Source organism: Pseudomonas oryzihabitans, from assembly GCF_006384975.1.
GTDB classification, from domain to species: Bacteria; Pseudomonadota; Gammaproteobacteria; order Pseudomonadales; family Pseudomonadaceae; genus Chryseomonas; species Chryseomonas psychrotolerans_B.
Window position 1 is genome coordinate 4,915,957 of sequence record NZ_CP021645.1, and the last position, 20,851, is coordinate 4,936,807.

20 protein-coding genes are annotated in these 20,851 nt (G+C 66.1%); 7 read left to right on the forward strand and 13 right to left on the reverse strand.

Annotation, left to right across the window (positions count from 1 at the left end; translation table 11 throughout):
* Nucleotides 1-61 precede the first annotated feature (61 nt).
* The 4 genes from CCZ28_RS22185 (at nucleotide 62) to lipA (ending at nucleotide 3,227) form a co-directional block, all read left to right on the forward strand.
* The gene (locus CCZ28_RS22185) at nucleotides 62-1,222 is read left to right on the forward strand and encodes a D-alanyl-D-alanine carboxypeptidase family protein (protein ID WP_058762175.1); all 1,161 of its coding nucleotides are present in this window, start codon (nucleotides 62-64) and stop codon (nucleotides 1,220-1,222) included.
* A gap of 73 nt (nucleotides 1,223-1,295) precedes the next feature.
* A complete protein-coding gene (locus CCZ28_RS22190; protein ID WP_058762176.1) occupies nucleotides 1,296-1,571 on the forward strand; it encodes a DUF493 domain-containing protein in 276 nt (91 codons plus the stop codon).
* On the forward strand, nucleotides 1,571-2,227 hold the full coding sequence (gene lipB / locus CCZ28_RS22195; RefSeq protein ID WP_140220903.1) for a lipoyl(octanoyl) transferase LipB: 657 nt from the start codon (nucleotides 1,571-1,573) through the stop codon (nucleotides 2,225-2,227). The genes CCZ28_RS22190 and lipB overlap by 1 nt, the downstream gene beginning before the upstream one ends.
* A gap of 1 nt (nucleotide 2,228) precedes the next feature.
* Entirely contained in the window at nucleotides 2,229-3,227 is a 999-nt protein-coding gene (gene lipA, locus CCZ28_RS22200) for a lipoyl synthase (protein WP_140220904.1), read from the forward strand.
* Nucleotides 3,228-3,369: 142 nt separating this feature from the next.
* Here the strand turns inward: lipA and pgm are convergent, their stop codons facing one another.
* The 6 genes from pgm to leuS all read right to left on the reverse strand — a co-directional run bounded on the left by pgm (nucleotide 3,370) and on the right by leuS (nucleotide 11,254).
* Nucleotides 3,370-5,034, reverse strand: a complete 1,665-nt coding sequence (gene pgm, locus CCZ28_RS22205; RefSeq protein WP_140220905.1) for a phosphoglucomutase (alpha-D-glucose-1,6-bisphosphate-dependent) — start codon at nucleotides 5,032-5,034, stop codon at nucleotides 3,370-3,372.
* A gap of 159 nt (nucleotides 5,035-5,193) precedes the next feature.
* A complete protein-coding gene (locus CCZ28_RS22210; RefSeq protein WP_140220906.1) occupies nucleotides 5,194-6,516 on the reverse strand; it encodes a lytic murein transglycosylase in 1,323 nt (440 codons plus the stop codon).
* Nucleotides 6,517-6,600: 84 nt separating this feature from the next.
* A complete protein-coding gene (gene arfA / locus CCZ28_RS22215; RefSeq protein ID WP_140220907.1) occupies nucleotides 6,601-6,762 on the reverse strand; it encodes an alternative ribosome rescue factor ArfA in 162 nt (53 codons plus the stop codon).
* A 96-nt stretch (nucleotides 6,763-6,858) separates the two neighbouring features.
* Complete coding sequence (gene holA, locus CCZ28_RS22220; RefSeq protein WP_140220908.1) at nucleotides 6,859-7,902, reverse strand: DNA polymerase III subunit delta; 1,044 nt, start codon at nucleotides 7,900-7,902, stop codon at nucleotides 6,859-6,861.
* A gap of 48 nt (nucleotides 7,903-7,950) precedes the next feature.
* Complete coding sequence (gene lptE, locus CCZ28_RS22225; protein ID WP_140220909.1) at nucleotides 7,951-8,565, reverse strand: LPS-assembly lipoprotein LptE; 615 nt, start codon at nucleotides 8,563-8,565, stop codon at nucleotides 7,951-7,953.
* A 25-nt stretch (nucleotides 8,566-8,590) separates the two neighbouring features.
* On the reverse strand, nucleotides 8,591-11,254 hold the full coding sequence (gene leuS / locus CCZ28_RS22230) for a leucine--tRNA ligase (protein WP_140220910.1): 2,664 nt from the start codon (nucleotides 11,252-11,254) through the stop codon (nucleotides 8,591-8,593).
* A gap of 176 nt (nucleotides 11,255-11,430) precedes the next feature.
* Between leuS and CCZ28_RS22235 the strand changes: the two genes are divergently transcribed.
* Both CCZ28_RS22235 and CCZ28_RS22240 read left to right on the forward strand, forming a co-directional pair.
* Nucleotides 11,431-11,754, forward strand: coding sequence for a hypothetical protein (locus CCZ28_RS22235; RefSeq protein ID WP_240795192.1), 324 nt, complete (start codon nucleotides 11,431-11,433; stop codon nucleotides 11,752-11,754).
* Nucleotides 11,755-11,794: 40 nt separating this feature from the next.
* Complete coding sequence (locus CCZ28_RS22240) at nucleotides 11,795-12,556, forward strand: YdcF family protein (RefSeq protein WP_140220911.1); 762 nt, start codon at nucleotides 11,795-11,797, stop codon at nucleotides 12,554-12,556.
* On the opposite strand, the gene lnt is transcribed toward CCZ28_RS22240, so the two are convergent.
* The 5 genes from lnt to miaB form a co-directional block, all read right to left on the reverse strand.
* Nucleotides 12,547-14,094, reverse strand: a complete 1,548-nt coding sequence (lnt, locus tag CCZ28_RS22245) for an apolipoprotein N-acyltransferase (RefSeq protein ID WP_140220912.1) — start codon at nucleotides 14,092-14,094, stop codon at nucleotides 12,547-12,549. The two genes, CCZ28_RS22240 and lnt, sit on opposite strands and share 10 nt — an antisense overlap.
* Before the next feature lie 259 nt (nucleotides 14,095-14,353).
* Nucleotides 14,354-15,190 (reverse strand): HlyC/CorC family transporter, encoded by an 837-nt coding sequence (locus CCZ28_RS22250; protein ID WP_140220913.1) that lies wholly within the window; start codon nucleotides 15,188-15,190, stop codon nucleotides 14,354-14,356.
* Nucleotides 15,191-15,197: 7 nt separating this feature from the next.
* Nucleotides 15,198-15,653 carry an rRNA maturation RNase YbeY gene (gene ybeY, locus CCZ28_RS22255; RefSeq protein ID WP_058762193.1) on the reverse strand — a complete coding sequence of 152 codons (456 nt, stop codon included), beginning with the start codon at nucleotides 15,651-15,653 and terminating at the stop codon, nucleotides 15,198-15,200.
* Nucleotides 15,643-16,662, reverse strand: a complete 1,020-nt coding sequence (locus CCZ28_RS22260) for a PhoH family protein (protein WP_140220914.1) — start codon at nucleotides 16,660-16,662, stop codon at nucleotides 15,643-15,645. Before CCZ28_RS22260 ends, ybeY begins: the two co-directional genes overlap by 11 nt.
* 100 nt (nucleotides 16,663-16,762) lie before the next feature.
* Nucleotides 16,763-18,136 (reverse strand): tRNA (N6-isopentenyl adenosine(37)-C2)-methylthiotransferase MiaB, encoded by a 1,374-nt coding sequence (gene miaB, locus CCZ28_RS22265; RefSeq protein ID WP_140221418.1) that lies wholly within the window; start codon nucleotides 18,134-18,136, stop codon nucleotides 16,763-16,765.
* 290 nt (nucleotides 18,137-18,426) lie between these two features.
* On the opposite strand from miaB, the gene CCZ28_RS22270 reads away from it, so the two are divergent.
* Nucleotides 18,427-18,762 (forward strand): DUF1820 family protein, encoded by a 336-nt coding sequence (locus CCZ28_RS22270; protein WP_058762196.1) that lies wholly within the window; start codon nucleotides 18,427-18,429, stop codon nucleotides 18,760-18,762.
* A gap of 52 nt (nucleotides 18,763-18,814) precedes the next feature.
* Here the strand turns inward: CCZ28_RS22270 and CCZ28_RS22275 are convergent, their stop codons facing one another.
* Nucleotides 18,815-19,360 carry a tetratricopeptide repeat protein gene (locus CCZ28_RS22275; RefSeq protein WP_140220915.1) on the reverse strand — a complete coding sequence of 182 codons (546 nt, stop codon included), beginning with the start codon at nucleotides 19,358-19,360 and terminating at the stop codon, nucleotides 18,815-18,817.
* A 198-nt stretch (nucleotides 19,361-19,558) separates the two neighbouring features.
* A complete protein-coding gene (hemL, locus tag CCZ28_RS22280; protein WP_140220916.1) occupies nucleotides 19,559-20,845 on the reverse strand; it encodes a glutamate-1-semialdehyde 2,1-aminomutase in 1,287 nt (428 codons plus the stop codon).
* Nucleotides 20,846-20,851 lie beyond the last annotated feature (6 nt).

The following is a 20,851-nucleotide window of genomic DNA, read 5'->3' on the forward strand; positions in this document are numbered from 1 at the left end:
GCCTGCCCACTGGCAGGCCCGCCCGCTGCTCCAGCCATACCCTAACCATTCAGAGATTCGGATGACTATCGCAACCTTTGCCCGCCGCCTGCTTCTTCTCGTAACGATCGCCTGTGTCCCGGCCGTCTGGGCGGCCGAGACCATGATTCCGGCTCCCCCGCAACTGGCGGCCAAGGCCTGGATTCTCATGGACGCCAACAGCGGCGCCGTGCTGACCGAATCCAACTCGGACGAGCGCCTGCCGCCGGCCAGTCTGACCAAGCTGATGACCGCCTACATCGCCACCCTGGAAATCAACCGGGGCCGGATCAAGGAATCCGACATGGCCACCATCAGCGAGCATGCCTGGCGTACCGGCGGTTCGCGGATGTTCCTCAAGCTCGGTTCCCAGGTGTCGGTGGGTGACCTGCTGCACGGCATCATCATCCAGTCCGGCAACGACGCCAGCGTCGCCCTGGCCGAGCACATCGCCGGCAGCGAAGACGCCTTCGTCGACATGATGAACACCACCGCGCAGAAGCTGGGCATGCAAAACACCCACTTCATGGATGCCACCGGCCTGCCGAATCCGAACCACTATTCCTCGGCCCACGACATGGCGATCCTGGCGCGCGCCATCATCAACGCCGATCCCCAGCACTACGCCATCTATTCCCAGAAGGAATTCTTCTGGAACAACATCAAGCAGCCCAACCGCAACCTGCTCTTGTGGCGCGACAAGACCGTGGACGGCCTGAAGACCGGTCACACCGACGAGGCCGGCTACTGCATGGTGGCCTCCGCCGTACGTGACGGCATGCGCCTGGTGGCCGTGGTGTTCGGCACCAACAGCGAGCAGGCCCGCGCCGCCGAAACCCAGAAGCTGCTGACCTACGGCTTCCGCTTCTTCGAGACCCAGTCCTTCTACAAGAAGGGCACCGAGCTGGCCAAGGCGCCGGTATGGAAGGGCGATGCGCGTGAGGTCCAGGCCGGTCTGGCCGAGGATCTGACCATGACCCTGCCGCGCGGCCAGGCCAAGAAGCTGCATGCCGAGATGGTGCTCAACCCGCAACTGATCGCCCCCATCGCCAAGGGCCAGGTGATCGGCAAGGTCGAGGTCAAGCTCGACGACAAGGTGGTCCACACCGCCGACCTGGTGGCCCTGCAGCCGGTCGAGGAGGGTGGCTTCATCCGCCGCCTGTGGGATAGCATCCGCCTGTTCTTCTACGGATTGTTCAACTGATCCGTCGCCCCGGAAAGGCCCGCGCAAGCGGGCCTTTCACCCCTGCCGACAAGGTTCGGCCTGGAACTTCCGCATGACCGAAGACGTACAACCCCCCAAGATCGAATTTCCCTGCCCGCGTTATCCCATCAAGGTGATCGGCGATGCGGGTGCCGATTTCGCCGAGCTGGTGCTCGATACCGTGCAGCGCCATGCGCCGGATCTCGACCGTGGCACCCTGGTGACCCGTGACAGCCGCAACGGGCGGTTCCTGTCCGTGCAGGTCCTCATCACCGCCACCGGGGTGGACCAGCTGCAGGCCATCCACCAGGATCTGCGCGCCACCGGCCGCGTGCACATGGTGATCTGATGACGACTCCCGCCCCGGTGACCCTGGGCGTGCGCCGCTGGGGCTTGAGGCCCTACGAGGCGACCTGGCAGGCCATGCGCCGTTTCACTGACGAGCGCGGTCCCGCGACGCCTGACGAACTCTGGCTGCTCCAGCACCCGGCGGTCTTCACCCAGGGCCAAGCCGGCAAGCCCGAGCACCTGCTCGCCGCTGGCGACATTCCGGTGGTGCAGGTCGATCGCGGCGGCCAGGTCACGTACCATGGTCCCGGTCAGCTCATCGCCTATGTGCTGCTGGACGTTCGCCGCAAGGGCCTGGGCGTGCGAGAATTGGTCAGCGCCATGGAAGACAGCCTGATCGCCCTGCTCGCCGACTGGGGCGTACGGGCCGAAGCCCGAGCCGATGCACCGGGTGTCTACGTGGAGGGGGCCAAGATCGCCTCCCTGGGCCTGCGCATCCGCAATGGCCGGTCCTTCCATGGACTGGCCTTGAACGTTGACATGGATCTGGCGCCGTTCCGCCGGATCAACCCCTGCGGTTATGCCGGCCTGGCCATGACCCAGCTCCGCGATCTGGTGACCGGGCCACTAGCTTTCGACGAGGTCCGCGAGTCTCTGGTCCGTCACCTGAGTCTGCGCCTGGGCTACCCCGAACCGATCACCCTGGAATCGGATTGACATGACCACAACAGTACAAGACAGCGCCCAGACCCTTACCCCGCCCGCTCGCCCGAACAAGGTGGAGGCCGGCGTCAAGCTGCGTGGGGCCGAGAAGGTCGCGCGCATCCCGGTAAAGATCATTCCCACCGAGGAACTGCCGCGCAAGCCGGACTGGATCCGCGTCCGCATCCCGGTCACCCCCGAGGTCGAGCGCATCAAGCAGCTGCTGCGCAAGCACAAGCTGCACAGTGTCTGCGAAGAGGCCTCCTGCCCGAACCTGGGCGAGTGCTTCTCCGGCGGCACCGCCACCTTCATGATCATGGGTGACATCTGCACCCGTCGCTGCCCCTTCTGCGACGTCGGCCATGGCCGGCCGAAGCCGCTGGACGTGGACGAGCCGAAGAACCTGGCGGTAGCCATCGCCGACCTGGGCCTGAAGTACGTGGTGATCACCTCGGTGGACCGCGACGACCTGCGCGATGGCGGTGCCCAGCACTTCGTCGATTGCCTGCGCGAGATCCGCAAGCTGTCTCCGGGCATCCAGCTCGAGACCCTGGTGCCGGACTACCGTGGCCGCATGGACGTGGCCCTGGCCATCACCGAGCAGGAGCCGCCGGATGTCTTCAACCACAACCTGGAGACCGTCCCGCGCCTGTACAAGGCTGCCCGCCCGGGTTCGGACTTCGAGTGGTCGCTGGACCTGCTGCAGAACTTCAAGAAGCGCGTGCCCCACGTGCCGACCAAGTCCGGCCTGATGCTGGGCCTGGGCGAGACCGACGAGGAAGTCATCGAGGTCATGCAGCGCATGCGCGAGCACGAGATCGACATGCTGACCCTCGGCCAGTACCTGCAGCCCTCGCGCAACCACCTGCCGGTGCAGCGCTTCGTCCACCCGGATACCTTCGCCTGGTATGCCGAGGAAGGCGCCAAGATGGGCTTCAAGAACGTCGCTTCCGGTCCCCTGGTACGTTCGTCCTACCACGCCGACCAGCAGGCGCACGGCAAGAAGATCAACTGATCCTCGCGTCGTAATCGAAAAGGGCAGCCTGATGGCTGCCCTTTTTCATGGTGGCTTCGAAACCCTCAGCCCCTGTTGATCCGCTCTTGGCCCCCTCTCCCGCACGCGGGAGAGGGTTGGGGAGAGGGCAGGCTCCGTGCTATTAACCGCGCAGCACCCCGTCCACCAGCGCCTTGGCCTCTTCCTGAATGCGGCCCAGGTGGGCTTCGCCCTCGAAGCTTTCGGCGTAGATCTTGTAGACATCCTCGGTACCCGAGGGACGGGCAGCGAACCAGCCGTTCTCAGTGACCACCTTGAGGCCGCCGATGGCGGCGCCATTGCCGGGGGCCTCGGTGAGGATGGCGGTGATCGGCTGGCCGGCCAGCTCCTTGGCGGTGACCTGGGCGGCGGAGAGCTTGCCGAGGCGAGCCTTCTGCTCGCGGTCGGCGGCGGCGTCGATGCGCTGGTAGACCGGGGCGCCGAAACGCTCGGTCAGCGCCTGGTAGCGCTCGCCGGGGTCCTTGCCGGTCACGGCGGTGATCTCTGCCGCCAAGAGGCCGAGGATGATGCCGTCCTTGTCGGTGGACCAGGCGCCGCCGGTCTTGCGCAGGAAGGAGGCACCGGCGGATTCTTCGCCGCCGAAGCCCAGGCTGCCGTCCAGCAGGCCGTCGACGAACCACTTGAAGCCCACCGGCACTTCCACCACCTGGCGGCCAATGCCCTGGGCCACGCGGTCGATCATCGAGGACGACACCAGCGTCTTGCCGATGCCGGCCTGCTGGCTCCACTGCGGACGGTGGGTGAAGAGGTACTCGATGGCCACCGCCAGGTAGTGGTTGGGATTGAGCAGGCCCACCGAGCGGGCGACGATGCCATGGCGGTCATGGTCGGTGTCGCAGGCGAAGGAGACGTCGAATCTGTCCTTGTTCTCGATCAGGCCGGCCATGGCGTGGGGCGAACTGCAGTCCATGCGGATCTTGCCGTCCCAGTCCAGGCGCATGAAGCGGAAGGTCTGGTCGACGCGGGTCGAGAGCACCTGCAGCGGCAGGCCATAGCGCTCGGCGATGCGCGGCCAGTAGTGCACCCCGGCGCCGCCCAGGGGATCGACGCCAAAGGTCAGGCCGGAGCCGCGGATAGCCTCGAGATCGATGACCTGGCCCAGACCCCCGACGTAGCTGTCGATGAAGTCGAATGTCTGCGTGGTGGAGGCCTTGAGCGCCTGGCGGTAATCCATCCGCTTGACGCCTTCCAGGCCGGCCACCAGCAGGGCATTGGCGCGATCCTGGATCCATTTGGTGACGTTGGTGTCGGCCGGGCCGCCGTTGGTGGGGTTGTACTTGAAGCCGCCGTCGGCGGGCGGGTTGTGCGACGGGGTGATGACGATGCCGTCGGCCAGGCCCGAACTGCGGCCGGCGTTGTATTCGAGGATGGCGTTGGACAGTGCCGGGGTAGGCGTATAGCCCGGCTCGCCGTGGGTCTCGGCGCAACCGGCGTCGATGCGCACCTCCACGCCATTGGCGGCGAGGACTTCCAGGGCGGAGATGAAGGCCGGCTCGGACAGCGCGTGGGTGTCCATGCCCATGAACAGCGGCCCGTCGACCCCCTGGGCCTTACGGTATTCGCAGATGGCCTGGGTGATGGCGAGGATGTGCCATTCGTTGAAGCTGCCCTTGAGCGAGGAGCCGCGGTGGCCGGAGGTACCGAAGGCCACCTGCTGGCCCGGATCGCTGGGATCGGGGCGATCGCTGTAGTAGCGCGCCACCAGGCGTGGCAGGTGGGTCAGGGTGTTCTCGTCGGGAAGGCGTCCTGCGTTGGCGGCAATACTCATCTCGGGTTCCTTGGTGTGAATAGAGCCCGGGCGGCTTGAGCGCACCGGGCGACGCGACTCGCGTTCGACCTTGGCGGTAGCGGTTTGCTCACCGCGCCTGGAGGGCGATCCTCAGAATGCCGATTCGTGCACGCTGAGGCCGCTCGTCAGGAGGCTATATCAGCCACGCAACCGCTGCAGCAGCTGCTGGCTGGGATAGCCGTCGGCGGGCAATCGCTGGGACTGTTGGTAGGCGCGGATGGCCTTGCGGGTGTTGGCGCCGATGATGCCGTCGGCACTGCCCGGGTCCAGGCCCAGGGCGGCCAGGCGTTGCTGCAGTTCAACTCTTTCGCTGCGGCTCAGCGGCAGATCGTCGGTGGGCCAACTGCCGGCGATCTGGCCGGCGTCGCGGTAGCGCTCCGAGAGCAGGGCCACGCCCAGGGCGTAGGAGGTGGAGTTGTTGTACTTGAGGATGGTGCGGAAATTATTGAACACCAGGAAGGCCGGACCGCGATAGCCGGCGGGCAGCAGCAGCGAGGCGGTATCCCCGGGCTGGGCGGCCGGTTGCGGCAGGCCGAGGCCCTGGATGCCCAGCGCCGTCCATTCGGCCAGGGTCTTGCGCACGCCCATGTCGGCCAGGCTGTAGTCGAAATTGGCCGGCACCCGGACTTCGTAGCCCCAGGGCTTGCCATCCTGCCAGCCGGAGGCCTTGAGGTAGTTGGCGGTGGAGGCCAGGGCATCGGCGGTGGAGCCCCAGATATCGCGGCGACCGTCGCCGTCGAAGTCCACCGCGTACTGGTCGTAGGTGGTGGGAATGAACTGGGTCTGGCCCATGGCGCCGGCCCAGGAGCCAATCATCCGGTCGGGGGTGACGTCGCCGTGCTGGAGGATGCCGAGGGCGGCGATCAACTGGTCCTGGGCGAAATCCGGGCGGCGACCCTCGTAGGCGAGGGTGGCCAGGGAGCGGATGACGCCCTTGTTGCCCATGTTGTTGCCATAGTTGCTCTCCATGCCCCAGAAGGCCACCAGCCGTGCCGGCTCGATGCCATAGCGCGCTTCCAGGGTCGCCAGCAGGCCAGCCTGCTGGATGAGCAGGCTCTTGCCGTTACGCACCCGCAGCGGCGAGACGGCCGTGGCCAGGTATTCCCAGACCGGCTTGGTGAATTCCGGCTGGCTGCGATCGGCGGCGATCACCGCCATATCGGGTTCAACGCCGGCGAAGGCCTGGTCGAAGGTGCTCGCCGAGATACCACGGCCGAGGGCCAAGTCGCGGAAGCGACTGCGCCACTGTTCGAAGCTTTCGGCCGGCTGCGGCATGGCCTCGGCTGTTGGAGCCGGTGCGTTGGTCGCGGGGGCAGGTTTGGGCGAGCTGGGTGAGGAGGGCGCCGCGGTGGGCGTCGTTGGCGTCTGGGCGCAGGCGGCCAGGGCGGCGGTCAGCAGGGTGACCAGGGTCCCGGCGAGGAGGCCGCCGGTCTTGAATCCGCGGGATTTCCCGAATTGCATCTGTCTCCACCGGACGTCTAGGCAGGAACAGTCACCTTAGCACGCCCCGGGTCATGGCGTCTGGTAGCCGTATCCGCCCGTCTTTCAGGCAGCCATAAAGACCGAAGCCTTCTCGTCTTGCAACGAGAAGGCTTCGCGGCGGTAGCTGCCTTTGCCCTTGGCGGGCTGTTCCTTGCGTGAGCGAAACCGGGGATCGCTGACGAGGGCCTTGGCCTTGTTGGGGCCGCGGCTGTATTTCTTGGCCATGGATGCGTGCTCCGAGAGGGATGGATACCCCTTGATGGGGGCACGCCAGTCTATTGCAAGGACCGCTGATTACAAGGGCCGCTATTGCAGGGGCGGCTATTGTAGGAGCTTGCCCAGCGCCAGCCGTTTGCCGGCGAGCACCAGGGCGAGGCTGGTCAGGGTCAGCCAGACATCGCCGGGCGCCTGGCCCTTGATCTGTTCGTCAGCCATCTGGGCATCGCGCAGCAGGGCTTCCAGACGCCGGGCGCCATGGCGCTGCAGGGCGCGGGTCATCAGGGGGCGGCGCTTGTCCCACACCGGCGGCTTGACCTGGGTGAAGGCGCGCTCCAGCGGCGTGCCGCTCTCCTGCAACTGGGCCAGATTGGCCAGCAAGCGTATTTCCCGCGCCAGGGCCCAGAGCACCACGGCGGCTTCCACGCCTTCGCCGCGCAGGCCTTCGAGGATGCGCAGGGCGTGCGCCGCCTCGCCGGCGAGAGCGGCATCCAGCAAGCCGAAGACATCGTAGCGGGCACTATCGGCCACCGTGGCGCGGACGGTTTCGGCATCCACCTGGGAGCCTTCGGTGAGCAGGCGGAGCTTTTCGATCTCCTGGGCGGCAGCCAGCAGGTTGCCCTCCACCCGCTCGGCGATCAGGTCCACGGCCTCGGGGGTAGCGGCCAGGCCCAGGCGCGATAGCCGCTGGTTGATCCATTGCGGCAGCTGCGCCACTTCCACCGGCCAGATCTGCACGAATTGCGCCTGCTCTTGCTCCAGCAGTGCCTTGGCCCACTTGGTCTTCTGGGCCGCGGCATCCAGCCGGGGCAGGCTGATTAGCAGCAGGGTGTCCTCGGCGGGACGCGCCAGGTAGTCGAGCAGGGCGGCGGAGCCCTTGTCCCCCGGCTTGCCGGTGGGCAGGCGCAATTCGAGGATGCGTTTCTGGGCGAACAGCGAGAGGCTGGCGCCGGCTTCGTAGAGGCGGCCCCAGTCGAAACTGGCGTCGACGTCGAAGACTTCGCGTTCGTCGAAGCCTTGCATGCGCGCCGCACTGCGAATGGCGTCGCTGGCTTCCTGGCAGAGCAGCGGCTCATCGCCGCTGACGGCATAGACCGCGGCCAGCGAGCCCTGGAGTTGCTTGCCCAGTTGATTGGCGTTGAGTTTCATGAGGGGCCGTGACGGCAGCCCGGAGCCTTGCGGCTCCGGGTGCGGCGCTTAGCGCGCGGGGGTGGGGATTTCGATCGGCGACTGCTGCGGCGGCGCGGACTCGCGAGCGCGGCGCTCGGCTTCCTGCTGGGCAGCGGCGCGGGCATCGGCGTCGCGCTGCAGTTTTTCCAGACGCTCCGGCGTCAGGGCCTGCAGGCGAGCGGCCAGCTGCTGCACCAGTTCGCGGCGCATTTCGCGACGCAGCTGATCCTTCTGCTGCTCGGAGCCGACGATGTTGTTCTGGTCGGTCACGTAGTAGCGCTGGGTTTCCAGGTAGTCGCTGAGCAACACGGTCTGGTTCTTGCCGACGATGCTGTAGGGCTGGCGGGTGGTCAGCTCGACCTCGGCGCTGCGGGCGCCGCTGGTGTAGCTGGCGGTACGCTCGCTCAGGGCTTCGCCGCCCAGGTCCAGGGTGTAGGGCGCGCCCGAGCTGATCCGCACGTGGGCATCCTCGAGCATGTCGCGCACTTCCTTGACGGTCTGGCCGTAGGCATCGCGCGCCGTCAGGTTCAGCTCGGTGATTTGCAGGCGGGTTTCGCCGGTACCGCGCAGCTGGAAGCCGCAGGCGGTCAGCAGGGTCGCCAGGCCGACTACCGCAAGGCCGGGGAGAATCCGTTTCTTCATCTGTTATCTGCTCCGTTCGCGTGTCTTAGTTGGCGACGATATTGACCAGTTTACCCGGGACCACGACGACCTTGCGGATGGTCAGACCCTCGGTGAAGCGTGCCACGTTTTCATTGGCGCGAGCGGCGGCCTCGATGGCCTCGCGGCTGGCATCGGCCGGGACTTCGATCTGGCCGCGCAGCTTGCCGTTCACCTGGATGACGATCTGCAGGCTGTCCTGCACCAGGGCGCTTTCGTCCACCTGCGGCCAGCGGGCATCGATGACCGCGTCGGCGTGGCCCAGTTGCTGCCAGAGACCATGGGCGATGTGCGGGGTGATGGGCGCCAGCAGCAGGGTGACGGCCTCCAGGCCCTCCTGCAGCAGGCGGCGATCGGTATCGCTATCCTGGGCGGCCTTTTCCAGCACGTTCATCAGGGTCATGACCGCGGCGATGGCGGTGTTGAACTTGTGGTGCTGGCCGATATCCTGGCTGGCCTGGCGGATGGCCAGGTGGATGGCGCGACGCACCTCTTTCTGGGCCGGCGACAACTCGCCAAGCGCGCCGGCAGCCGGCAAGCCCTGGGCGACGTGGGCCTGGGCCAGGCGCCAGACGCGGCGCAGGAAGCGGCTGGCACCTTCGACGCCGGAGTCGGACCACTCCAGGCTCATGTCCGGCGGCGAGGCGAACATCATGAACAGCCGGCAGGTATCTGCGCCGTACTGGTCGATCATCGCCTGGGGGTCGACACCGTTGTTCTTCGACTTGGACATCTTCTCGACGCCGCCGATTTCCACCGGTTGGCCGTCGCTCTTCAGGCGCGCGCCGATCACCTTGGCCTTGGCATCGCGCTCCACCTCGACATCGGCCGGGTTGAACCAGTCCTTGCTACCGTTGGGATTGGTACGGTAGTAGGTCTCGGCCACCACCATGCCCTGGGTGAGCAAGTTCTCGAAGGGCTCGTCGGAGTCGATCAGACCCTGGTCGCGCATCAGCTTGTGGAAGAAGCGCGAGTAGAGCAGGTGCAGGATGGCGTGTTCGATACCGCCGATGTACTGGTCGACGGGCAACCAGTAGTTGGCCTCTTCCTTGTCCAGCATGCCGCCGGTGAAATTCGGCGAGGCATAGCGGGCGAAGTACCAGGAGCTTTCGACGAAGGTGTCCATGGTGTCGGTCTCGCGACGGGCCGGTTGGCCATTGCGCGGATCGACGGTCTCGTAGAATTCCGGCATGCGCGCCAGGGGCGAGCCGGCGCCGTCGGGCACCACGTCCTCGGGCAGCACCACCGGCAGCAGGTCGGCCGGCACCGGGATGTCGACGCCGTCGTCACCATGGATGATCGGAATCGGGCAGCCCCAGTAGCGCTGGCGGCTGATGCCCCAGTCGCGCAGGCGGAACTGGGTACGCGGCTGGCCCAGGCCCTTGGCCTGCAGATCGGCGCCGATGGCGTCGAAGGCGGCGTCGTAGCTCAGGTTGTCGTAGGCGCCGGAATTGATCAGGAAGCCGTCCTTGCTGGCGTACCAGTCCTTCCACTGCACCGGGTCGAACTGGTAGCGCTCGTATTCCTCGGGGCTGTAGTCGTCCGGATTGGCCAGCACCTGGGTGGCTTCGGCGGTATCCACCACCTGGACGATGGGCAACTGGTACTTGTTGGCGAATTCGAAGTCACGCTCGTCGTGACCGGGAACGGCCATGACCGCGCCGTCGCCGTAGTGCATCAGCACGTAGTTGGCGACCCATACCGGCAGGCGGGCGTCGGTCAGCGGATGGCGGACGAACAGGCCGGTGTCCAGGCCTTTCTTCTCCTGGGTGGCGATGTCGGCTTCGGCGACGCCGCCGCGCTTGCATTCGTCGATGAAGGCCTGCAACTCGGCATTGCCCTGGGCGGCCTGGGTGGCCAGCGGGTGTTCCGCGGCCACGGCGACATAGGTGGCGCCGAGCAGGGTGTCGGGGCGGGTGGTGAAGACCTTCAGGGTGCCTTCGGCGCCGATGCTGTCCTGGTCATAGGGGAATTGCACCTCCATGCCGCGGGACTTGCCGATCCAGTTGCGCTGCATGGTCTTGACCTGCTCGGGCCAGCCGGGCAGTTGGTCGAGGGAATTCAGCAGCTCTTCCGCATAGTCGGTGATGCGGAAGTAATACATGGGGATCTCGCGCTTCTCGATCAGCGCACCGCTGCGCCAGCCGCGGCCGTCGATGACCTGCTCGTTGGCCAGGACGGTCTGGTCCACCGGGTCCCAGTTCACCGTGCCGTTCTTGCGGTAGATGATGCCCTTCTCGAACAGTTGGGTGAACAGCCACTGCTCCCAGCGATAGTAGTCCGGCTTGCAGGTGGTGACCTCGCGGGACCAGTCGATCGCCAGACCCAGGCTCCGCAGCTGGGACTTCATGTAGGCGATGTTCTCGTAGGTCCACTTGGCCGGGGCCACGCCGTTCTTCATGGCGGCGTTCTCGGCGGGCATGCCGAAGGCGTCCCAGCCCATGGGCTGCAGCACATTCTTGCCCAGCATCCGCTGGTAGCGGGCGATGACGTCGCCGATGGTGTAGTTGCGCACGTGCCCCATGTGCAGCTTGCCGCTGGGGTAGGGGAACATCGACAGGCAGTAGAACTTCTCCTGGCCCGGGCGCATGACGGCCTTGAAGGACAGATTCTGGTCCCAGAAGGACTGGGCGGCGGCTTCTATTTCGCGGGGCTGATAGTGTTCGTGCATGGGCGTGTCGAGGGCTGCAGAGGCGTTTGATCGAGCCGCCAAGCATACATGACCCCCCGAGTGCGGGGAAATGTCCCGCTCCGCCGCTTGTTTCGCACTCCGAGGGAGGCAAGGTCGGAAGGGCCGTACTAGGCTGTTTAAACGCTTGTTCCATCACCGGGAGGATAAGGCCCATCATGGGAAAGTTTCGACGCGAGTCCGAACGCCTGCCAGCCGATGTGCGCCTGCAACGGCGCCTGGCGCTGGCGCTGGATGAGGCCGCGACCCAGGAGCGCCTCTACGATCTGACGGCAGGGGAAATCGAGGTCAGCGGCCTGAGTCCGGCGGAGTACGCCCTGGTGAAGCGCTGGCTGGCGCGGCGCCAGGCGACGGATGCGGCCCTGGCCTGTTGCCTTAGGTGCGGACAGGTACAGCCGGCAGGCGCCTTCTGCAGCCAGTGCCAGCACCAGCAAGCCCTGGTCGAGAGTCCTTCTGCCTGGGCCCAGGCTCCCCTACACTGAGCGTCGCCGCGGCCCTGAGGTCGCCCCGACGGAAGTGACCATGGGCCTGCGCTATTTCTTCAAGCAACTGTTACTGCCGCCCGGCGGCCTGCTGCTGCTCCTGCTCGGCGGCTGGTGGCTGCGGCGGCGCCATCCCCGGCTGGGGCTGCTGTGCTTCTGTTGTGGCCTGCTGGGACTCTGGGCCAGCACCCTGCCGGTGGTGGTGGAGTTCGGCGGTCGCCTGCTCGAGCGCGATATCGCCTTGCCGCCGGCCAGTTGGCCGGGGCTGGCGCAGCGGGCGGATGCCATCGTCGTGCTGGGTGCCGGGCGCGAAGTGGACGATCCGGGTTGGGGCGGCGATGCCGCCAGTCACCTGGCGGTGGAGCGACTACGCTATGCCGCGCGCCTGGCCAAGGCCAGTGGCTTGCCGGTGCTGATCACCGGGGGCTCGCCCTATGATCGGCCGCTCAGCGAGGCGGCCCTGATGACCGAGGTGATGGAGCGCGATCTGGGAGTGCCGGTACGTTGGCAGGAGGGGGCCAGCCGCACCACCTGGGAGAACGCCACGCTCAGCGCGCCTATGCTGCGCGAGGCGGGGGTCAAGCGAGTGGTGCTGGTGACCCAGGCCTATCACATGGCCCGTTCGCGCTGGTGCTTCGAGCGCCAGGGCTTCGAGGTGGTGGCGGCGCCCGTGGGCTTCATCGGTATTCCCAACCAACGGCCCTTCGGCGGTTGGCTACCGGAAGCCAAGGCGGTCGAGCAGACCGCCCAGTTGCTCAACGAGGCCGCCGGCCTGCTAATGTACCCACTGGCCTATCGCTGAGTGACCACCAGCGGCGCCGGTTCGGGTTTGTCCTGCCGGCGCAGCAGCAGGCCCCACAGCAGGACCAGGGCGGAGAAGATCTCCAGCGGCCAGCGGTGGTACCGCAGATAGGGCGTCAGGCCCTCCATGGGTACCACGGTGCCCTGCAGCACGCCGACCTGGTAGGGCGGAATCTGCCGGCTGATACGACCGAAGGGATCGACCAGCGCCGTGATGCCGTCGTTGGTCACCCGGATCAGCCAGCGACCAGTTTCCAGGGCACGCATCTGGGCCATCTGCAGGTGCTGCTGCGGACCGATGGATTTGCCGAACCAGGTGTCGTTACTGATGGTGAGCAGCAATTGGCTCTGGGCGGCCATGTCGGCGACGAATTCCGGATAGACCACTTCGTAGCAGATGAAGGGCGCCACGCGATAGCCCTTCACCAGCAGCGGCTGCTGGTTTTCGGGTCCGCGAACGAAGTCGGACATGGGCAGATCGAAGAAGCCGATCAGGCCACGCAGGTATTCCTGCAGCGGCACGTATTCGCCGAAGGGCACCAGCTTCTGCTTGTAGTAGGTCCCCGAGCCATTGCCAACCGCGGTGATGCTGTTGAAGTAGCGCGACTCGCCATTGGCATCGCGTTCCCGGTCGGGCAGGCCGGTCACCAGGGCGCCGCCGTGGGCCGCGACCTGGGCGCCTTCCGCGGCGAGGAAGTCGGTGACGTATTCGCGCAGCACGGGAATGGCATTTTCCGGCCAGACCACCAGATCGGCGTCGGTCTGCTCGGCGGTGCGGTCGCGATAGAGCGCCAGGGTGGCGCGGGCGTGGTCCGGATTCCACTTGAGTTCCTGGGCGATATTGCCCTGCACCCCGGCGACCTTGAGCGGAGCGCCGGCCGGTTGCGTCCAGACCTGGCCCTTGAAGACGTCGCCAGCGACCCAGGGCAGCGCCAGCAGCACCAGCGCCGTCACCAACGCCGCCGGGCGCCGCAGCAGGCGTGGGAGATTGACCAGCAGCGCCGCCGTGAGGGCGAGCACCGCCGAGATCAGCCAGACACCGCCCAGGGGCGCCAGGCCCTGCAGCGGGCCGCTAAGCTGGCTGTAGCCGAGGAACAGCCAGGGAAAGCCGGTCAGCGCCCAGCTACGGAACAACTCCAGGGCGAACCAGAGGCCGACGAAGGTGAGGGCATCGCCCAGCGGCGCCTGGTTGCGTCTCAGGCACAGCGCCCAGAGCCAGGCGGGCAGGGCGAAGAACAGCGCGATGCCGGCGGCGAAGCCCACGGTGAGAAACAGCGCCAGGGGCGTCGAAGCCGCGCCGTAGGTGTGGATGCTGACGTAGATCCAGCTGGTGCCGGCGAGGAAGGCGCCGAAGCCGTAGCACCAGCCGCGCAAGAAGGCGCGCCAGGCGGTGAGGCCCTTGAGGCCGAGGTAGAAGAGGCCGGCGGACACCAGTGCCAGCGGCCAGATGTTGAAGGGGGCCAATGCCAGGGGCGTGAGGGCTCCCGCGAAGAGCGCCAGAAGGTTGCCCTTCCAGCCGGGTTGGGTGGTCCAGCGCATCGAGAATCCTTGGTCCGATCGAGGCTGCGCAAGCTTACTCGCCAGCGCGGGGGAGCGCCAAAGGTGCGTGCGGGGGAGCGAGCTGGATCGCAGTTGGGGAGGGCGAGGGTAGAGCTTATCGCGGCCATGGGCCGCTCCTACAGGATGTCAAGCTCTTGTAGGAGCGGCCGCATCGGCGGACCGCCATGGCCGCGATTGAATAGATAGAGCGCTTGGCCCTCACCCCAGCCCTCTCCCAGAGGGAGAGGGGGTAAAGGCGCTACCGGTTTACCGGGGTCACTCGCAGCAGGTGGATGCGGCGACCATCGGCGTTGAGCACGCGGAAGCGGAAGTCGTCGATCACCGTTTCCTCGTTGCGCTTGGGCAGGTGGCCCAGGCGATTCATCACCAGGCCGCCTGCCGTGTCGGCCTCGGCGTCGGCGAAGCGGGTTTCCAGGGTCTCGTTGAGGGTTTCGATAGGGGTAAGTGCCTTGACCACGAAGTCGCCATTGGGCAGCGACTTGATGAAGCTCTCTTCCTCCACATCGTGCTCGTCCTCGATATCGCCGACGATCTGCTCCAGGACGTCTTCGATGGTCACCAGGCCGGCGACGCCGCCGTATTCGTCCACCACGATGGCCATGTGGCTGTGGGTGGAGCGGAATTCGCGCAAGAGCACGTTGAGGCGTTTGGACTCGGGGACGAAGGTGGCTGGACGCAGTACCGTCTTGAGGTCGAAAGTGCGCTCGTGATCCAACAGCAAGGGCAGCAGATCCTTGGCCAGCAGCAGGCCGAGCACATCGTCGGGGCCGTCGCCGATCACCGGATAGCGGGAATGGGCGGCCTCGATCACCGCCGGCAGGAATTCCGCCGGGGTCTGGTGGGCGCGGATGCTGATGATCTGGGAGCGCGGCACCATGATGTCGCGCACCTGGAGGTCGGCCACCGAGATGGCCCCCTCGACGATGGACAGCACCTCGCTGTCGAGCACCTTGTTCTCGTGCGCTTCGCGCAGTAGTTCCAGCAGCTCTTGGCGGCTCTTGGGTTCATGGGCAAAGGCCTGGACGATGCGTTCCAGCCAGGAACGATGCCCATTGCCTGATCGATCTTCGTTCATGTGTGTGTCATTCACCGTAGGGATCGGGGTAGCCCAGTTCTGCGAGCAATTGGCGTTCCAGGTCTTCCATCTCCTCGGCTTCGTCATCTTCCAGATGATCGTAGCCGAGCAGGTGCAAACAGCCGTGGATGACCAGGTGCGCCCAGTGCGCCTTGGCGAGCTTGCCTTGCTCGGCGGCCTCGCGGGCCACCACGGGGGCGCAGATCACCAGATCGCCGAGCAGAGGGATATCGAGGAATTCGTCCGGCACGTCGGCCGGGAAGGACAGCACGTTGGTGGCGTAGTCCTTGTGCCGCCAGGTGCGATTCAACTCGCGGCCTTCGGCTTCGTCCACCAGGCGGATGGTGAGTTCCGAGTCGCCCTGACGGGCGCGCAGGGCCAGTTCACACCAGCGGCGTAAGTCCGGTTCCTCGGGGAGGTCGGCCGCCTCACTGGCGACTTGGACGTCCAGCTCAATCGCCATGGCGATCATCCCCGTTGGCGTTGGCGCGCGGCTGGGCCTGCAGCGCCTCGAAACGGTCGTAGGCCTCGACGATGCGCTGCACCAGCGGGTGGCGCACCACATCCTTGGACTCGAAGTGGGTGAAGCCGATGCCGGGGACGTCGCGCAGCACTTCGATGACGTGCTTGAGGCCCGACTTGGTGCCGCGCGGCAGGTCGACCTGGGTGACGTCACCGGTGATCACCGCGGTGGAACCGAAACCGATCCGGGTCAGGAACATCTTCATCTGCTCGAGGGTGGTGTTCTGACTTTCGTCAAGAATGATGAAGCTATTGTTGAGGGTACGACCGCGCATGTAGGCCAGCGGCGCGACCTCGATCACCTGGCGCTCGATGAGCTTGGCCACCTGCTCGAAACCGAGCATCTCATAGAGGGCGTCGTACAGCGGGCGCAGGTAGGGGTCGATCTTCTGCGCCAGGTCGCCGGGCAGGAAGCCGAGTTTCTCGCCGGCTTCCACCGCCGGACGCACCAGCAGGATGCGGCGGATCTGCTCGCGTTCCAGGGCGTCCACGGCGCAGGCCACGGCCAGGTAGGTCTTGCCGGTGCCGGCCGGGCCTATGCCGAAGTTGATGTCGTGGTCGAGGATCGATTTGACGTAGCGCTGCTGGTTGGCACCGCGCGGGCGGATCATGCCCTTCTTGGTGCGCAGGGCCACGCTGGTGTCGCCGCCGCGGTGTTCCTGCTGCAGGGCTTCCAGACCGGATTCCTGCAGATAGAGGTGCACCAGTTCCGGCGCCACCGGCGTGCCGCTGGCGGTCTCGCGATAGAGGCGCTGCAGGAGATTCTGCGCGGCGCGGGTGCGCTCGGGGTCGCCGACCAGTTCGAACTGGTTGCCGCGGTTGCGGATCTCGATGCCGAGACGGCTTTCGATCTGGCGCAGATTTTCATCGAGCTGGCCGCACAGGTTGGCGAAGCGGTCGGCGTCGAAGGGTTCGAGGGTGAAGTGCTGGAGCGTCTGGGGGGTATTCAAGGTGTGCTGGGAAACCTTTTGGCTTGGCTTTACGAAAACTTGACGTAACTGGAGAGTAACCCGCGTCGCGCCCTTGGCAAAGGGCGCGTGCGACCATCCATCAGGCCAGCGCGACGGCGACGGCCGGGCGGGCGCCGTTGGCGACCGGGCTCAGCAGGGTGCCGCGCAGTGAGTGTGGCAGGGCCTCGTCGATCTGTACCTGGACGAACTGGCCGATCAGGCTGGCATCGCTGCACCGGAAGTTGACGATGCGATTGTTCTCGGTACGGCCCTGCAGCATGCCCGGGTCGCGCTTGGAGAAGTCGCTGACCAGGATGGTCTGGACGCTGCCCGCCATGCGCCGGCTGATCTCGAAGCCCTGCTGGTGGATGCGCGTCTGCAGGATCTGCAGGTGCTGCTTCTTGACCTCGTCGGGAGTGTCGTCGACCAGGTCCGCTGCCGGGGTGCCGGGGCGGGCGCTGTAGATGAAGGAGAAGGAGAAGTCGAAGCCGACATCCTCGATCAGCTTCATGGTCTGTTCGAAGTCCTTCTCGGTCTCGCCGGGGAAGCCGACGATGAAGTCCGAGCTGATGCAGATGTCGGGCACCGCCGCCTTGAGCTTGCGGATGCGCGACTTGTATTCCAGCGCCGTGTGGTTGCGCTTCATGGCGGCCAGGATGCGATCCGAGCCGGCCTGCACCGGCAGGTGCACGAACTTCACCAGCTCCGGGATCTCGGCGTGGGCCTGGATCAGGGCGTCGGAGAATTCCAGTGGGTGCGAAGTGGTGTAGCGGATGCGGTCGATACCGTCCACCGCCGCCACCACATAGAGCAACTCGGCGAAGTCGGCGATGCGGCCATCACCGGTGGCGCCGCGATAGCCGTTGACGTTCTGGCCCAGCAGGGTCACCTCGCGCACGCCGTGCTCGGCGAGGTGGATGATCTCGGCGAGGACGTCGTCCAGCGGCCGGCTGACCTCTTCGCCGCGGGTGTAGGGCACCACGCAGAAGGTGCAGTACTTGCTGCAGCCTTCCATGATGGAGACGAAGGCGCTGGGGCCGTCGATGCGCGGCTCGGGCAGGCGGTCGAACTTCTCGATCTCGGGGAAGGAGATGTCCACCTGGGGCGCCCGGGTGGTGCGCGCGGCGTCGATCATTTCCGGCAGGCGGTGCAGGGTCTGGGGGCCGAAGACCACGTCGACGTAGGGCGCGCGGTCACGGATGGCGGCGCCTTCCTGGCTGGCCACGCAGCCGCCGACGCCGATCACCAGGTCGGGATTCTCCAGCTTGAGTTCGCGCCAGCGACCGAGCTGGGAGAACACCTTCTCCTGCGCCTTCTCGCGGATCGAGCAGGTGTTGAGCAGGATGACGTCGGCCTCGGCCGGATTCTGGGTGACTTCCAGGGGCTCACGCTCGCCGAGCAGGTCGACCATGCGCGACGAATCGTATTCGTTCATCTGGCAGCCATGGGTTTCGATATAGAGCTTCTTGGACATGCGCGGCAGGGAGTCGGTGGCGAGTGGACCGCGCATTATAGTGATGGCCTTAAGGACGGGGAAGAGCCGCCCGGAAGCGGCGGTCTGCCTACGGTGGTTGCTCGTGGCAGCGGGATGGCCCTGTTCGAGGCGGGCGAGGCTGCGCTAGCCAAGGCCCTGATTGGCTTGACGTCGTGACGGTGCCACGGGCGTCATTGGGCTTCCCGCAGCCGCCTGGGCGGGCGGCTGTTCTCGGTCGAGGCCCATGCTATGCTCGCCGCCCTTTTTCCCATCGAACCTCGCGCATCGCCATGAGCTCATCCCCCAGCAAGCCGGCCATCTACAAGGTGATCTTCGTCAACCAGGGTCAGGTCTTCGAGATCTACGCCAAGCAGATCTTCCAGAGCGATCTCTGGGGCTTCCTGGAAATCGAGGAATTGGTGTTCGGCGAACGTACCCAGGTGGTGGTGGACCCCAGCGAGGAAAAGCTCAAGGCGCAATTCGAAGGGGTAGTACGCAGCTTCGTGCCGATGCATTCGATCATCCGCATCGACGAGGTGGAGCGTCTGGGGCAGCCCAAGATCAGCGAGGCCAAGGGCGGCACCAATGTCATGCCGTTTCCCATGCCGATGCCCGACAAGAGCTGAGCATTGCTGAGGACATCAGCGCTGGGCGAGCTACGAGGCCAGCGCTGATAGATCAGTTCTGCGGCGGTTGGAAGGGATTCATGTTGCCGGCGGTCTGCATGTCCTGCAGATAGTCGCGGAAGATCTGGCCCAGCACCTGGGTGGCCACCTCCAGCTCGTCACGGCGCATCTGGGCGCTGACTAGGTCGGCGGTGTCCATGGCTTCGTCGTTGCCGTTGATGGCGGCCATCTTCAGCACGATATAGGCCTGGATGTTGTTGGGGGGTACGCCTTCACCGCGAAAGAACATGTTGCCTAGGCGATTCTGCGCATCGGCATTGCCCTTGAGCGAGGCCTGCTCGAACCACTGGCGTGCCTGGTTGAGATCCTTGGGCGTCTGCTTGCCTTCGTAGTAGAAATCACCGAGTTCGTACTGCGCCTGGGCGTCGCCGTCATGGGCGATCTGCTGGCAGCGGGCGATCGCCTGCGCCAAGGCTTCGTTGGCCAGAGTCAGGTTGCAACGGCTGGTGCTGGGGACGAGCAGGGAGTTGCCACCAGCCATGGAGGCCAGGGGCAGCAAAAACAGGGCTGCGCAGAGGATACGACCAGCGCGGTGCATGAAGCGCCTCCACAATCGAGGCAGGTTCTTAGAACCCGGCCGGCGAAACGCGCCGACGTCTCATTATGGGTCAAGCCACCACACGCTTTCAAAACCTTTACGCGTAACGGTGGAACTTTTTTTACCTGTGACGTCGGCCTCTCAACTAGGTGAGAGGCCGGCAGGGTAGAGAGGTTCCGGGAGCGAGACGGACGGTCCTCAATCGGTAAAGGTGGCGAAGGCGCGCTCGGCGGCATCCAGGGTGATGCGCAACTCCTCGTCGCCATGGGCGATGGAGGTGAAACCGGCCTCGAAGGCGCTGGGTGCCAGGTAGACGCCACCGTCCAGCATCAGGTGGAAGAAGCGCTTGAATCTCTCGCTGTCGCTGCCCATGACATCGCTGAAGGTGACGATGTCTTCGGCGCCGCTGAAGTAGAGGCCGAACATGCCGCCCGCCTGGGTGGTGACGAAGGGCACGCCGGCGGCATCGGCACGATCCTGCAGGCCTTGCAGCATACGTGTGGTGTAGTCGGTCAGCTCGGCGTGGAAGCCGGGGCGACGGATCAGTTGCAGGGTGGTCAGGCCGGCGGCCATGGCCAGCGGATTGCCCGACAGGGTACCGGCCTGGTAGACCGGGCCGAGCGGGGCGATCTTTTCCATGATCTCACGCTTGCCGCCGAAGCAGCCCACCGGCATGCCGCCGCCGACGATCTTGCCGAAGGTGGAGAGGTCCGGACGGATGCCGTAGTACTCCTGGGCGCCGCCCAGGGCGACGCGGAAACCGGTCATGACCTCGTCGAAGATCAGCACCACGCCGTAGCGATCGCAGAGGCTGCGCAGGCCTTCGAGGAAGCCGGGGGCGGGCGGTACGCAGTTCATGTTGCCGGCCACCGGCTCGACGATGATGCAGGCGATCTGGTCGCCGGTTTTCGCCAGGGTCTCTTCCACCTCGGCCAGGTCGTTGTAGGCCAGAGTCAGGGTGTGCTGGGCGAAGGCCGCTGGCACGCCGGGCGAGCTGGGCACGCCCAGGGTCAGGGCGCCGGAGCCGGCCTTGACCAGCAGGCTGTCGGAGTGGCCGTGGTAGCAGCCTTCGAACTTGATGATGGTGTCGCGCCCGGTATAGCCGCGTGCCAGGCGGATGGCGCTCATGGTGGCCTCGGTGCCGGAGCTGACCATGCGCACCATGTCCATGGACGGCACCAGCTCGCAGATGAGCTCGGCCATGGTGGTTTCCAGGGCGGTCGGGGCGCCGTAGGAGAGGCCGTGCTCCAGCTGGCGGCGCACGGCATCGAGCACGTCCGGGTGGCTGTGGCCGAGGATCATCGGACCCCAGGAGCCGACGTAGTCGACGTAGCGCTTGTCGTCTTCATCGACGACATAGGCACCCTGGGCATGCTTGAAGAACAGCGGGGTGCCGCCGACGCTCTTGAAGGCGCGCACCGGCGAGTTGACGCCACCGGGGATGTGGCGCTGGGCTTGGTCGAAGAGTTGGGCGGAACGGGACATAGGAGT